13 protein-coding genes, 1 rRNA gene and 1 other annotated feature are annotated in these 14,839 nt (G+C 41.6%); of the genes, 7 read left to right on the top strand and 7 right to left on the bottom strand.

All coding sequences use genetic code 11. From position 1 onward, the window contains the following. Positions 1-189 precede the first annotated feature (189 nt). A complete protein-coding gene (locus C9J48_RS21035) occupies positions 190-576 on the top strand; it encodes a DUF2799 domain-containing protein (RefSeq protein ID WP_107281241.1) in 387 nt (128 codons plus the stop codon). A gap of 320 nt (positions 577-896) precedes the next feature. On the opposite strand, the gene btsR is transcribed toward C9J48_RS21035, so the two are convergent. Beyond that, positions 897-1,610 (bottom strand): two-component system response regulator BtsR, encoded by a 714-nt coding sequence (btsR, locus tag C9J48_RS21030; RefSeq protein ID WP_006232604.1) that lies wholly within the window; start codon positions 1,608-1,610, stop codon positions 897-899. Beyond that, positions 1,607-3,355, bottom strand: coding sequence for a sensor histidine kinase (locus C9J48_RS21025; protein WP_006232603.1), 1,749 nt, complete (start codon positions 3,353-3,355; stop codon positions 1,607-1,609). Before C9J48_RS21025 ends, btsR begins: the two co-directional genes overlap by 4 nt. Positions 3,356-3,599: 244 nt before the next feature. Here C9J48_RS21025 and C9J48_RS21020 point away from each other — a divergent pair, with 244 nt between their 5' ends. Both C9J48_RS21020 and tyrA read left to right on the top strand, forming a co-directional pair. Then, positions 3,600-4,673: a 3-deoxy-7-phosphoheptulonate synthase gene (locus C9J48_RS21020; RefSeq protein ID WP_006232602.1), complete on the top strand. Its 1,074-nt coding sequence runs from the start codon at positions 3,600-3,602 to the stop codon at positions 4,671-4,673. A gap of 162 nt (positions 4,674-4,835) precedes the next feature. Further along, on the top strand, positions 4,836-5,963 hold the full coding sequence (gene tyrA, locus C9J48_RS21015) for a bifunctional chorismate mutase/prephenate dehydrogenase (protein WP_006232601.1): 1,128 nt from the start codon (positions 4,836-4,838) through the stop codon (positions 5,961-5,963). Between the two features lie 63 nt (positions 5,964-6,026). Here tyrA and pheA read toward each other — a convergent pair whose 3' ends face one another. The 3 genes from pheA to bamD form a co-directional block, all read right to left on the bottom strand. Continuing rightward, complete coding sequence (pheA, locus tag C9J48_RS21010) at positions 6,027-7,202, bottom strand: prephenate dehydratase (RefSeq protein WP_006232600.1); 1,176 nt, start codon at positions 7,200-7,202, stop codon at positions 6,027-6,029. A 33-nt stretch (positions 7,203-7,235) separates the two neighbouring features. Beyond that, positions 7,236-7,359: a sequence feature (Phe leader region), on the bottom strand. Between the two features lie 169 nt (positions 7,360-7,528). Beyond that, entirely contained in the window at positions 7,529-7,879 is a 351-nt protein-coding gene (gene hpf, locus C9J48_RS21005) for a ribosome hibernation-promoting factor, HPF/YfiA family (protein ID WP_006232599.1), read from the bottom strand. A gap of 414 nt (positions 7,880-8,293) precedes the next feature. After that, on the bottom strand, positions 8,294-9,022 hold the full coding sequence (gene bamD / locus C9J48_RS21000; protein ID WP_006232598.1) for an outer membrane protein assembly factor BamD: 729 nt from the start codon (positions 9,020-9,022) through the stop codon (positions 8,294-8,296). A gap of 167 nt (positions 9,023-9,189) precedes the next feature. Here bamD and rluD point away from each other — a divergent pair, with 167 nt between their 5' ends. Both rluD and pgeF read left to right on the top strand, forming a co-directional pair. After that, the gene (rluD, locus tag C9J48_RS20995; protein WP_006232597.1) at positions 9,190-10,164 is read left to right on the top strand and encodes a 23S rRNA pseudouridine(1911/1915/1917) synthase RluD; all 975 of its coding nucleotides are present in this window, start codon (positions 9,190-9,192) and stop codon (positions 10,162-10,164) included. A gap of 1 nt (position 10,165) precedes the next feature. Further along, positions 10,166-10,918: a peptidoglycan editing factor PgeF gene (gene pgeF / locus C9J48_RS20990; protein WP_107281237.1), complete on the top strand. Its 753-nt coding sequence runs from the start codon at positions 10,166-10,168 to the stop codon at positions 10,916-10,918. A 104-nt stretch (positions 10,919-11,022) separates the two neighbouring features. Here pgeF and C9J48_RS20985 read toward each other — a convergent pair whose 3' ends face one another. Then, complete coding sequence (locus C9J48_RS20985) at positions 11,023-11,400, bottom strand: hypothetical protein (protein WP_107281236.1); 378 nt, start codon at positions 11,398-11,400, stop codon at positions 11,023-11,025. A gap of 288 nt (positions 11,401-11,688) precedes the next feature. Here C9J48_RS20985 and clpB point away from each other — a divergent pair, with 288 nt between their 5' ends. Beyond that, the gene (clpB, locus tag C9J48_RS20980; RefSeq protein ID WP_107281235.1) at positions 11,689-14,262 is read left to right on the top strand and encodes an ATP-dependent chaperone ClpB; all 2,574 of its coding nucleotides are present in this window, start codon (positions 11,689-11,691) and stop codon (positions 14,260-14,262) included. Positions 14,263-14,264: 2 nt separating this feature from the next. Here clpB and C9J48_RS20975 read toward each other — a convergent pair whose 3' ends face one another. Next, positions 14,265-14,453 carry a hypothetical protein gene (locus tag C9J48_RS20975; protein ID WP_181320831.1) on the bottom strand — a complete coding sequence of 63 codons (189 nt, stop codon included), beginning with the start codon at positions 14,451-14,453 and terminating at the stop codon, positions 14,265-14,267. 266 nt (positions 14,454-14,719) lie between these two features. Between C9J48_RS20975 and C9J48_RS20970 the strand changes: the two genes are divergently transcribed. Beyond that, positions 14,720-14,839: ribosomal RNA gene (locus tag C9J48_RS20970) — 16S ribosomal RNA — on the top strand; the annotation flags it as partial.

The following is a 14,839-nucleotide window of genomic DNA, read 5'->3' as shown; positions in this document are numbered from 1 at the left end:
TTGTATAGCGGGGTAAGCGGTCGGTAATTTGATTGAGTGGTTATGTGTGATAATTAACGTGAAATGGTATTAATTTTTTATTTTGCGAGCCATGACAGGAAAGGTCCGTAAAAATTCAGTGTAAATTAAGCAACTTAACTTATTGTCAGTTATGAGTTGTTATGTCGGGAGCTAATGATGATAAAACAAGTGGTCATCGGACTTTTTATTGGAGGGCTGTTGCAAGGGTGTTCGATATCGAATGCTAGACAGTCATTAATTGTGAATGGAGATTGGTACCAACTAGGAGTGAATAAGGGGAGATGGGGGGAGAAGGCCGCCGCTGAGGAGAGTTTACTTGAGGATGCAAAGCTCGTCGGTGAGGGCATTTCAGTCGACTATCAAACATACTTACAAGGGTATCAGAAAGGGGTTGAGTCGTACTGTACTCTAGAACAGGTGAAGCAATTTGGTATGGAAGGAAAAATGGAATGGGGTGTCTGTGAGTTTCGCCGAGATGAAGATGGTTTATATAAAATATTCTGGCAGCAAGGCTTTGAGCGATATGTATCGTTTGATGGTGTTGGCGGCCACTAGTTCTTCCTGATGGGTAATACCAAATCCATTAATTATCTGATCAGTTCAGCGAGAGTTAAAATGCTTTTAGGCAAGGAGATAAATTGAGGATCTAGTTGCTCTAAATTGAAATGTATTAACGCAGTATAAAAGTATTTTAAACTCGCCCGAAGGGAACACCACTGGAAGCCAACTTCTGTGTCTAGCGATTTTAAAAGAGAACCACTCTTCTATCAAACACTATCCTTGAACTCGACTCCCAGTAGTGTTCTGAATGGGCAGATAATTAATGGAATTGGTATAAGAGCTAGTGGTTGGACTCTGTAATAATTTTGTGTTATTTAGCTTAAGCCAAACCGATCTTTGAGCTCTTTCAAATAGCGGCGACTGACGGGGACTTGATAACCATACTGAGTTGTTATCTCGGCGAGACCATTATCCAATAACTTAATTTCTCGGATAGCTTGTGGGTGAACTAAGTATTGGCGATGGCAGCGAATAAGAGGTGTTTTTTCTTCCAGTATTTTAAGGGTTAACTGAGTACTGGATTTTGTTTCTGTACTTAAAATATGCACCCCCGATAAATCGGAGTAAGCCACTTCAATGTCTTCAGGACGTAATAGTAAAATGCGGTTGTGACCTGTACAGGGAATCAATTCCAACATGTCTGACATGAGTGGCGAATAGTCTTTTGCTTCATACTCACGCTTAAGACGTTTAATTGTTTTATTGAGTCGGCATGTTTCAACGGGTTTTAATAGATAATCGAAAGCATTGTCTTCAAATGCTTTAAGGGCATATTCATCATAAGCGGTAACAAACACGACTTTAGGCATTGTGTCGGGATCTAGCATACTCAGCATCTCGATCCCGGTTATTTGTGGCATTTGAATATCTAAGAAAATCACATCAGGCTTTAGGGCATTTATTTTTTTTAACCCTTCAATCGCGTTATTACAACTATCGATAACATCGATCTCGCCGCTATCAAGCAAAAGATCGATCAGTTCCTCACGAGCATATAGTTCGTCATCAATAACGATAGCCTTAATCATGCTGTGTTTTCTCCATTACGGCTATTTTGCTTATTTTCTTCGACGTGTATTTTGTTTATATCACTGTGCAGCAAGGTTTTGTCTTCAGGTAGTGTAATTGTAGCCCGCGTCCATACATTAGGCTGACTACTCATTTTTAAACCGTATTGTTGTCCAAACATATTTTTTAACCGCTTATCGACAATTTTCATGCCGAGCCCACTTTCTTCGCTGACTGGTTGGTAGGTGCCTGCATTATCTTCTACTTCCAGAACCAAATGATTGTCAAAAACGTACCCTCGAATAATAATTTGACCATTTTCGAGTAATGATGAAGTGCCGTGCTTAATGGCATTTTCGACTAAGGGTTGTAAGGTAAACGTCGGTAAATTAACGCTCATTAGCTCATCAGGCACAATGACTTCAACATTCAGGCGATCAGAAAAACGAGCGAGCTCAATTTCCAAGTAAGAACGAACATGTTGTAGTTCTTCACTAATGGTAACGGTTTCGATGTTTTGCTTTAAATTACGACGGAAGAATTGTGATAGATGTTGGATCAACTGGCGTGCTTTATCAGGGTCTCGACGAATTATTGCACTAATCGTATTGAGGGCATTGAATAGGAAGTGAGGGTTAACTTGAGCTTGTAATAAACGCAACTCTGCTTGAGTCAGTAAGATTTGTTGTTGTTCATAGCGTCCGGTTAAAATTTGATTTGAAAGTAACTTAGCAATGCCTTCACCTAATGTAAGGTTCACTGTAGAGAAAAGTTTACGCTTTGGTTCGTACAGTTTGATTGTTCCTAGCACATCGTTGTTTCCTCCCACTAAAGGAATAACAAGTGCAGAACCTAATTTACAGCGATTACTTAGCGAACAACAGTAAGGCATATCATGGCCATCTGCGTAAACCAATTCGCAGTTATCTATCGATCGACGAGTATAGCCCGATGATATTGGTGTACCGGGTAAATGGTGATCATCACCGATGCCAATAAACGCTAATATTTTATCTCTATCAGTAATCGCTACTGCGCCAACGCCCGTTTCTTCATAAACGATTTTGGCTATTTCTTTTGTGCTTTCTTCATTAAATCCTTGGCTTAAAATACCGACAGAGCGTTGGGCTATTTTTAATGCTCGACTTGAAAATGCAGCTGAATATTTTTCATAAATCGTTTTTCTATCTTGAATTATACTCATGAATAAAGCTGCGCCTAGCGAGTTAGCAATGACCATTGGTAAGGCTATGGCGCTGACAAGGTGTAAGGCTTTATCGTAGGGCTCAGCCACGATTAAAATGATAAACATTTGAATGATTTCAGCGACTAATGTAATAGTGAAAACGATGAAAGGTCTATAGAGCTGGTCGACTTGCCCGCGGCGTACGTAGTAGCTGTGTAAGAGCCCACCAAGCAACCCTTCAGCTGTGGTTGAGATAGCGCAAGCGACATCAGTAAAGCCTCCCATGCTGTAACGATGCATGCCACCAGTTAAGCCCACAGCAAACCCCACAATGGGTCCACCGAGTAACCCTCCCATTACAGCACCTATCGCGCGCGTATTCGCGATAGCATCTTCAATATTGAGGCCAAAGTAGGTGCCTAAAATACAGAAAAGAGAGAACAAGACATAGCATGAAAAACGTTGGGATAAACGCCCAGATACCGTAGTGAGAGGCATAAACAACGGAGTTTTACTTAGCAGATAAGCAATAACTAAGTACACACTGAGTTGTTGGAGTAATGAAAAAATCAGTTCCATGATAATAGTGTTGAACGAGTGGGCTCTTTAGATAGGTTACCTGTGTTTGTTCAGATAGCCAAAAAACCATTTAGTGTAAACTTTTATTTACAAGTGGTATTTATTCTTTACAGGGTGTTGCCAAGAAGGGAAATCACTTGTTATGGTGTTAACCAGAGAGCAGGAGATACCTGTTAAATATTGAATATAGTTAGTGAGAACGGCTTTGCCTTCTACTACCCAGAATAGATTGAGGAAAGCCACCATGCAAAAAGACCAACTGAATAATGTACATATTCAAGATGAATGCGTATTGATCACCCCTCAAGAACTTAAAACCAAGTTACCGCTCAGTGAAACTGCATTAAACTTCATTCGTGAATCTCGTCAAACCATTGCAGATATTACTCACAAGCGTGACCACCGTTTGCTTGTGGTATGCGGACCATGCTCTATTCACGATATTGACGCAGCGAAAGCGTACGCACAAAAATTGAAGCAGCTTTCTGAAGAGCTAAGTGATCAACTGTACATTGTAATGCGCGTTTATTTTGAAAAGCCACGTACAACAGTTGGTTGGAAAGGTCTTATTAATGACCCGCATCTTGATGGTTCTTTTGAAGTGGAAGAAGGGCTACATATTGGTCGTCAGCTACTCATTGACTTGGTTGAAATGGGGATTCCTTTAGCAACAGAAGCGCTTGATCCAATTAGTCCTCAATACTTAGGTGATTTATTCAGTTGGGCTGCTATTGGTGCTCGTACTACAGAATCACAAACACACCGTGAAATGGCAAGTGGCCTTTCAATGCCCGTTGGGTTTAAAAATGGTACCGATGGAAGTTTAGCGACGGCTATCAATGCCATGCAAGCAGCAGCTTCTGGGCACCGTTTTATGGGGATTAATCCAGAAGGTCAGGTGGCGCTGTTGAACACTCAAGGAAACCCTGATGGTCATGTGATTTTACGTGGTGGTAAGCAAACGAATTATGATTCAGTCTCGGTCACTGAGTGTGAAAATGAGATGCAGCAATCAGGCCTTTCACCATCCTTGATGGTAGACTGTAGCCATGCGAATTCACGTAAAGATTACCGTCGTCAGCCGTTAGTTGCTGAAGATGTACTTCATCAAATCCGTGAAGGTAATAAATCGATTATTGGCTTGATGATTGAAAGCCATTTAAATGAAGGTAGCCAAAGCGCCGACTTACCGCGTGAAGAAATGGCTTATGGAGTCTCGATTACTGATGCATGTATCAGTTGGGAAGATACAGAAGCGCTATTGCGTCGTACTCGTAAAGAATTAACGCCGTTCTTAAAGGATCGTTGCGAAGGTTAAATTACTTCGTATCATTTAAACGTAATACTGGTTTAGCCAAAAAAAGCGCCCATTTATACTTATAAATAAGCGCTTTTTCTTTGCACTGAATAAACAGCACGATGCTAAACGGTAATATTCAATTCGTCAGATACTTAGCAGATAAATACGGACAGTGAGATCATGGTTGCTGAACTGAGTAAATTAAGAGATCAAATCGATGATGTTGATCAGCAAATGGTAGAGCTTTTAGCTCGCCGTTTATCATTAGTAGAAGAAGTAGGTCATGTAAAAAGCCTGCATGGTTTACCTATTTATGCGCCAGACCGTGAAGCTGCGATGTTAGCCTCACGCCGTCATGAAGCTGAGCAAAAAGGTGTACCGCCTGATCTGATTGAAGACATTTTGCGTCGTACCATGCGCGAATCTTATTCGAGTGAAAATGATTCAGGGTTTAAGTGTTTAAAGCCTGAACTTCGTCCTATTGTTGTTGTGGGTGGGCATGGTCAGCTGGGTGGGTTGTTCTGCCGTTTATTTGAACTTTCAGGTTACCAAGTTCGTCAATTAGGTAGCCAAGATTGGGATCGTGCGGATGAGATCCTTGCCGATGCAGGCATGGTTGTTGTCTCAGTACCGATTAACATCACTGAACAAATAATTGGTAAACTTTCCAATTTACCAGATGACTGTATTCTTGCTGACTTAACCTCGATCAAGAGTGGTCCATTACAGGCAATGCTTGAAGTGCACAATGGTCCTGTGATCGGTCTACATCCAATGTTTGGTCCAGATATTTCTAGCTTGGCAAAGCAAGTGATTGTGTATTGTGATGGTCGAAACCCTGAAAATTATCAATGGCTACTCGAGCAATTTCAGATTTGGGGCGCGACGCTAAACCGTATTAGTGCGATTGAACATGATCAAGGTATGACGCTGATCCAAGCTTTACGCCACTTTACGTCATTTGTTTATGGTGTACATTTGGCTGAGGAAGATCCAAAGATCGAACAACTCATGTCATTAAGCTCACCGATTTATCGCCTTGAACTTGCGATGGTTGGTCGATTGTTTGCTCAAGATGCACAGTTATATGCTGATATTATTATGTCTGCACCGCAAAATATAGCGATGATTAAGCGCTTCCATCAACGTTTTGGTGAGGCTATCGAGATGCTCGAGACGCAAGATAAAGATGCCTTTAAACAAGCATTTAATCAGGTCGAGAATTGGTTTGGTGATTATGCGGGACACTTCCTTGCTGAAAGCCAAGGTTTGTTAAGACAAGCGAACGATTCAACCCACCGTTCGTAACATCAATCAAGAAAGAATTTAAAAAGCGAGTATCTAGATAAGATACTCGCTTTTATATAGGTACTATTCTTCGAATTCAACTTCTGTTGGTTTTACATTCTCACTTGGGTAACAACCTAGCACCTTAATGAAGCGCGTCAGACGTGTTAACTCTTCTAATGCTTGCTGCATCACATCAGACTTTAAATTTTCTTCAACATCTAAGTAGAACATCTCTTCCCATGGGTTACCAATCACAGGACGTGACTCTAGCTTGGTCATATTAATGTTCAAGTTACGCAATACCACTAAGCACTCGACCAGTGACCCCGCTTTTTGAGCCGTAGACATAATCAAGGTACTTTTTGCTGGGATCAGTGACGTGACATCAACTGGTTTACGGGCAACAACAATGAAGCGAGTAAAGTTTTCTTGTTGATTGGCAATATTACCTTTTACTGGGGTAAGACCGTAAAGTTCACCACTTGATGCATTACCAATGGCTGCTACATTCGGTAGGTTTAACTCTGCTACTTTTTGCATCGCTTCGGCGGTACTAGAGCAGTACTCTTGTGTAATGTCGCCCATCGAATGTAAGTATTCACTACACTGCTGGTGTGGCTGAGGGTGGGAATATAAGGTGTTAATACCTTTGACATCAGCATCCCCAACAGTGAGCAAGCAATGTTCTATCGGTTGGGTTATTTCACCGACGATCGATAAGCTAGTGTGTTGCAGTAAGTCATACACTTCATTGATTGAGCCAGAGCTGGTATTTTCAATTGGTAGCACTCCATAATCAGCATTGCCTGTTTCAACAACATTCAACACATCACGGAATGTAGAACAGCTCATCTCAACGAGTTTGGTTTGCTTACGGCTAAAGTAATTACGACTTGCAAGGTGAGAGTATGAACCCTTCGCTCCAAGGAAAGACACACGTGCCACAGGCTGTAAGCTATCAGGGTTCGCTAATTTTTGTAGATACGCTTGTTGAAATAATACAGAGTCTTCAATAATGGTATGAAAAATTTGCGTAACATATAAAGCATCGAGCTGCTGCGACTTGCCTGTTTCAATCAAACGAAGCAAGAGTTCTTGTTCTCGCGCTTGATCACGTACTGGTTTCGCAGTACCAATTTTACTTTTAGCGACTTCTAAGCTCAGTAAGCGTCGTTCAGACAGTAGTTTAAGTATCTCGTTATCAATGCGGCTAACATTTTTACGAATATCATCAAGTGAGTAGTATTGTTCGGTCATTGTATTCCCTGCTTGCGTATCGGCTTTTCTGATACAAAAAAGCCTCCTTGGTCAGAGGAGGCTGTCTATTCGTCTTTAGCTTATTTTTTGCGTAACGAATCGCCTCCACTAGGGTGACATAAAAAAGAAGCTAAAGAAAAACAGGCGTATTGTCATCATGAGTAAATGTTTTGTTGTGAATATGACTCAACATTATTAATCCTACGTTATCTTGTCAAGGTCAATATAAGGCTTTCTTCTTGGTCTGTTAGGTATTTGAAGTGGGGTCACTGAAAGTAAACAGCCCCGCTATAGTAGCAGGGCTGTTTGGAATCCTCTTTTATTTATTATGCATCTTCTGCTTCGATTTCATCTTCTTCAATGACTGGCTTATCACTGTGACTCGCACGGCGTGCTGCAGGTTTGTGTGCTTGCTTATTAATTTGACGTTCTAGTTTTTGGTAAAGCTCGGTGATCGCACCGAATAAGTCATTGTGCTCCGCTGAGGCGACAATTTTTCCTCCAGGAATAGCGGCGGATGCTTCAATCTTAAATGTTTTACTTGGCTCTTTACTAATCATCACATGTTTATTGACTAGTGGTAGCTGGAACTTCTCTAACTTCTTGAATTTAAAGTCAAGACGTTCACGGATAGCAGGAGTGATGTCAATGTTTTTACCAGTAATTTCTAATGTCATAATTATCTTTCCTCTTGTGCTACCCCTTGTTGGGTTAACTTCAGATTACTAAAATCCCGGCTTTATAATGTGACCTGTATCACACTTTGGTCTATGGGATATAAATAGAAAAAATTCTGTGATCAAGTTGTATTTTTTAATAAAAACTATCAATAAAGTGCTTGTCGAGGACTAGATAGTTAAGGCAGTATGAAGGAACTAGAGACGCTGGTGGCTTGTGCTAACTAGGGAGTTTTTTCAATTTAAAACATGGGTTTGAATGAAGTTTAACCATGTTCCTGTCTAGGCATGAATCGCAGGTTTATGTGCATATCTCTATTTTATGATTTAAATAGAATATTCATCACTCACGAATACAAAAACGGCAGCCCGAGTGGCTGCCGTTTGCATATTTGACACATACCACGAGAGTATTTAGTTAACTGGGTTTAACGCAATCAGCTTTTTCGTGTTTTCTATCGGCTCTTGTAAACCTAATTTTTCGTAGGCTGTTAGCATCAATGGGAGCGATTTACGTGCAGCCTGTGTATCAGGGTATAACCTCTGAATTTGCTGGCTGCGGTTTATAGCGGCAATCCATGCTTCACGGCGAATATAAAAATCAACCGTTGCTAGATCGTAATCAGCAAGACGATTCTTAATGAAAATCATCCGAGCTTTAGCATCTGCGGCATATTGACTATTAGGGTATCGATCTAACAAACGTTTAAAGTCACGGAAGGCTTTACGTGCTGGTTCAGGATCTCGGTCATGGCGATCGATACTAAAAATATCATGCATGAAGCTGCGATCTTGTGCCATTTGCGTTAATCCGCGCATATAAAGCACCCAGTCAGACTTCTCATGAGCTGGGTTTAGACGGTTAAAACGCGCAATAGTCGCTTCGCCTAAAGCCAAATCATCATTTTTGTAGTAAGCATAAATGAGGTCTAATTGGACTTGTTCAGAGTACGCGCCAAAAGGATAACGCGAGTCCAAAGTCTCTAAACGTTCTATAGCTGTTGTCCAACTACCACTCTGTAATGCTTGTTGAGCAGTAACATAGAGCTCTGCTGGCGGAATATCGGGTACAACTTCTTCAGTACTTGAGCAGCCTGAAAGAATGGCTACGGCAAGAAGAGTCGTGATTGTCAGGCGTTTCATTACGGCGTCAGCTTCCTTGAAAAAAATTTTATTTCTGCGGATCCATTACGGTAAGAGCCGTTAACAGATACAATGAGACTATTAGGTTATACCACGGTTAGTTTTTAGCTTGGTATATTTTACGCAGCGTATGGCAATTAGTCCCACGCTTTTTAAAAAAGTTCGCTATGGCCCAGCAAATAGAGTTAACAAATACAGTAAATGATAGCCAACTGGGCATGCGCCTAGATCAGGTTATCGCTGAATTATATCCAGACTACTCACGTTCACGTGTTAAAGAATGGATTTTGAAGAACATGGTTTCAGTGAATGGTGAAATCGTCAATAAACCTCGTCTAAAAATGATGGGTGGCGAAGAACTATTCATAAAAGCTGAGATCGAAGATGAAGTCCGTTGGGTGGCACAAGACATCCCGCTTGATATTGTTTATGAAGATGAACACATCCTTGTAATCAATAAGCCGCGTGATTTTGTTGTTCACCCTGGTGCAGGTACGCCTGACCGCACAGTACTTAACGCCTTGTTATTTCATTGCCCAGCATTGGCTGAAGTACCACGTGCCGGCATTGTGCACCGTCTTGATAAAGACACAACGGGTTTGATGGTGGTTGCTAAAACCATTCAAGCGCAAACACGTTTAGTGCGTGCGTTACAAAAACGTAAGATCACTCGTGAATACGAAGCTATCGCGATGGGTAAAATGACGGGAGGCGGTACAGTTGAAAAGCCGATCGGTCGTCATGCGACTAAGCGTATTTGTATGGCTGTTCACGAATTAGGTAAGCCAGCGATCACACACTATCGTGTAGCTGAACACTTCCGTGAACATACACGTTTAGTACTTCGTCTTGAAACGGGTCGTACACACCAGATCCGTGTTCATATGTCGTATATGAGCCATCCGCTAGTGGGTGATGCAATATATGGTGGTCGTCCTCGTCCACCTCGTCATGCATCTGATGAGCTGATCTTAGCATTGCGTTCATTCGACCGTCAGGCGTTGCACGCACGTATGCTACGTTTATCTCACCCAATTACAGGTGAGCTAATGGAATGGCGTGCTCCATTGCCAAACGATATTCTTGCGATGATCGATATTCTTCGTAAAGATAAAATCGAAAACGACGAAGACGACTTCTAAGATGTTGATAATCCCCGATTGGCCTGCACCTAAGCGTGTTAAAGCAGTCAGCACTACCCGTAAGGGTGGCGTTAGTCTTGCGCCTTATAATGGCTTAAACCTTGGTTTACATGTCGGGGATGACACAGAACGTGTTCAACAAAATCGAAGCTTGTTGCAACATGAATTGAGTTTAGTCCAGGCTCCTGCTTGGCTTAATCAAATTCACAGTAGCAAGGTGATCGATCTGAAACAGCCTCTTACTGGGTTAATCGATGCGGATGGCAGCTATAGCAGTGAACCTGGTTTAGCATGTGTCATTATGACTGCTGATTGCTTACCTGTGCTGTTGTGTGACAAAGACGGAACACAAGTGGCGGCTGTACATGCAGGGTGGCGAGGCCTAGCTGGTGGGATTATTGAAGCCGCATTGGATAAATTTTCAGTGCCGGCCAATGAGATAATGGCATGGCTTGGACCTGCTATTGGACCAACAGCATTTGAAGTTGGTGGTGAAGTTCGCCAGCAATTTATGGCTGTTGATCCACAAGCGGCATTGGCGTTTACACCACAGGCTAAAGTGGTTGATGGTCAAAGCGGTAACGATAAATGGTTGGCGAATATTTACTTGTTAGCCATGCAGCGTTTACAGAAGTACGGTATCACGCAGGTATATGGTGGTGATCACTGTACAGTGAATGAACCTGAACTGTTTTATTCATACCGTCGAGAACTAACCACTGGCCGACAAGCGTCGTTAATTTGGTTAGATTAATGCTGATAAAGTTGTTTTGAAAAAGGCTCTGCTTATAAACAGAGCCTTTTTTATTTGCGGTAGATTAACCTGAATTTGTCGATCTGATTCAGCAAATTAGAATATTAGTGGATCAAGGTTATATTGGTAGGGTTTGCCGTTGATAGCTCAATCACTTTTGCACCATAAGGAACGGTGTAAATTTCATAGCCACTATTTTTTGCGCGGTAGAAACGTTGGTTGATTGTGTCATGCAATAATACGATGCCGTTATAGCTTACAGTGCGAACCATTGCCCCTTGAATCATAACCACGGTATTCACTGTTGCCACCGTCGTTGGGTTACGACGACTATCAATTCTATCTTCAGTTCGATTCTCAATGCGCGCCTCTTGGCGTACATCTTGTCTTTTCTCTTGAATATCTCGTTGTGCCATTGCGCTAGTAGATGAAGCCAATACTGCTAATGCCACAGTGACTGTTATTAGACTTTTCTTAAACATATGATTTCTCACTATACAGAATGACGTTCTATTTATGGTATGCCGTTCTATAAAGAGTTGTCAATATAGGCTCTGTCATTCTGTTTATTTTTTAAGGTTAAATAATCTATCTTTCTCATAGAAGAGACACTGTAGAGATAATGTTTGTTATCAATGAAGAAATCATAACGATGATAGAGCGTTATTTTATGGTTAGTCGCGAATCACTTGTGATGAATGCTTGAAAAAAATCTTCAGGGCATCCATATACTTTATGGGTAAGTAGTTAATCAAATATTGGGAGAACTCATGCGTCTTGACCGATTTACAAGCAAATTTCAAATGGCGATATCTGATGGACAGTCGTTGGCTTTAGGGCGAGATCATCAGTACATCGAACCAACACACCTTATGGTGGCATTACTTAATCAGGATGGAAGTACGATTCGTCCATTGTTAACGATGTTGAATGTCGATATCTCTCAGTTACGTTCTCGCTTAGCTGAATTACTCGATCATTTACCTAAAGTAACGGGTATTGGCGGTGAAGTGCAGTTATCAAACGGTATGGGCTTATTGCTAAACATGTGTGATAAGTTGGCTCAGAAACGTAAAGACAAATTTATTTCATCAGAATTATTTATTCTGGCGGCTGTCGATGATAAAGGCCCTTTAGGTAAACTGCTTAAAGAGCTCGGCTTAACAGCGGCTAAAATTGAACAAGCTATTGACCAGGTACGTGGTGGACAAAAAGTCGATGATCAAAATGCGGAAGAGAACCGGCAAGCATTAGAAAAATTCACCATTGATTTAACGGAAAGAGCGGAGCAAGGCAAGCTCGATCCTGTTATTGGGCGTGATGATGAAATACGTCGTACCATCCAAGTGCTTCAGCGTAGAACTAAAAATAATCCCGTTATTATTGGTCAGCCCGGTGTGGGTAAAACAGCCATCGTTGAAGGGTTAGCTCAGCGAATTGTGAATGGTGAAGTCCCTGAAGGGTTACGTCATAAGCGGGTACTTTCTCTTGATATGGGTTCTTTGATTGCAGGCGCTAAATTTCGAGGGGAATTTGAAGAGCGTTTAAAATCGGTCTTAAACGAACTTTCTCAAGAAGAAGGCAGTGTGATTTTATTTATTGATGAATTACACACTATGGTCGGGGCGGGTAAAGGCGAAGGCTCAATGGATGCTGGTAATATGCTAAAACCAGCATTAGCACGGGGTGAATTACACTGTGTAGGCGCCACAACCCTTGATGAATATCGACAGTATATAGAGAAAGATGCAGCACTAGAGCGTCGATTCCAAAAAGTGCTGGTGGATGAACCGACAGTAGAAGACACAATAGCGATTCTGCGAGGGCTGAAAGAGCGCTATGAACTGCATCACCATGTCGAAATTACCGATCCTGCCATTGTTGCAGCGGCGAGTTTGTCACATCGCTATGTATCAGATCGACAGTTACCCGATAAAGCGATCGACTTGATTGATGAAGCCGCGTCGAGCATTCGTATGCAAATTGATTCGAAGCCTGAATCACTCGATCGTTTAGAACGCCGAATTATTCAATTAAAAATTGAACAGCAAGCACTCGGTAAAGAGAGTGATGGTGCGAGTCAAAAACGTCTGAATGATATTTGTGAAGAGCTTGATGTTAAAGAACGTGAATATGCAGAACTAGAAGAAGTATGGAATGCTGAGAAAGCAGCACTTTCTGGTACTCAACATATTAAATCTGAACTTGAGCAAGCACGTATGGATATGGAGGTTGCGCGACGAGCTGGTGATCTTAACCGTATGTCAGAATTGCAGTATGGGAAAATACCGGAACTTGAAAAGCAACTGGATCTAGCAGCTCAAGCTGAGATGCAAGAAATGAGCTTGTTGAAGAACAAGGTTACAGATGCTGAAATAGCTGAAGTACTCTCTAAGCAAACGGGTATTCCTGTCGCCAAAATGCTAGAGGGCGAACGTGATAAGTTATTGCGTATGGAAGATGAATTACATCAACGTGTAATCGGACAAAATGAAGCGGTTGAAGCTGTGGCGAATGCCATTAGACGAAGCCGTGCTGGTTTGTCAGATCCGAATCGTCCAATTGGATCGTTCCTATTTCTAGGTCCAACCGGTGTGGGTAAAACTGAACTGTGTAAAACATTGGCAAACTTCATGTTTGATAGTGAAGACAACATGGTGCGTATCGACATGTCAGAATTCATGGAAAAGCATTCTGTTGCACGGTTAGTCGGAGCACCTCCTGGTTATGTCGGTTATGAAGAAGGCGGCTATTTAACTGAAGCAGTTCGTCGTCGTCCTTATTCAGTCATTTTGTTGGATGAAGTCGAGAAAGCACACCCTGATGTTTTCAATATTTTGCTGCAAGTACTAGATGATGGTCGATTGACTGATGGGCAGGGGCGTACGGTTGATTTTCGAAATACCGTTATCATCATGACCTCTAATCTTGGCTCAGATCGGATTCAGGAAAATTTTGGTAACTTAAACTATGAAGGTATCAAAAATATGGTGCTTGAGGTTGTTAGCCATCATTTCCGACCTGAGTTCATTAACCGAGTCGATGAAACTGTTGTTTTCCATCCGTTAGGGCAAGAAAATATTAAACACATCGCTAGCATTCAAATTGAGCGTTTAGTTAATCGTTTAAAAGAAAAAGACTATGAACTGATGGTTCAAGAAAGTGCTTTAGACTTTGTTGCGAAAGCTGGTTTTGACCCTGTATACGGTGCACGACCATTAAAGCGTGCTATTCAACAGTATATAGAGAACCCTCTCGCTCAAGAGATCCTCTCTGGTAAGTTGGAGACAGGTAAGCCAATCGAGTTACTGATTGAAGATGAGCGTCTGGTAACGAAGCAATGAAGCTATAAGTTAAAAAGAGCAGAAAGAGCAAAAGAAATGTGATTGAAGTAGCGCTTTGTTGCCTGTGCAACAAGGCGCTTTTTAATTTGCAGGAGTAATATTGCTAGTGTTGTTTGTTTTATTTCCAATTTCAAAGCTGATTGTTTAACAATTGTTCGAACGGTTAATAAAGTGAATTTAAGTGTTGTCACCTTCATAAAACTCCCTATAATGCGACCTCACTGACACGGAGCACGGCGCTTAGCCAGCAACCTAGTCAGTATGTTCTTTAACAATTTGACCATGCAATCTGTGTGGGCACTCGTGAGATTTTAAGTCGAAAGATTTATCAATGAACTGAGTGACCTTAATCATCGCAAGATGACACAGTCAATTTATGTTTCATTTCTTCGTAAGAAGAAACGAAACAAGAATATCAGTAAAAATCATTGAGCCGGTCGAAAGACCAAGAAAACTTTAATTGAAGAGTTTGATCATGGCTCAGATTGAACGCTGGCGGCAGGCCTAACACATGCAAGTCGAGCGGTAACAGGAATTAGCTTGCTAATTTGCTGACGAGCGGCGGACGGGTGAGTAA

It is taken from the genome of Photobacterium profundum, from assembly GCF_003026285.1.
GTDB lineage: Bacteria > Pseudomonadota > Gammaproteobacteria > Enterobacterales > Vibrionaceae > Photobacterium > Photobacterium profundum.
Note: the sequence above shows the minus strand (reverse complement) of the source record. Positions and strands in the feature narration are given on the sequence as shown.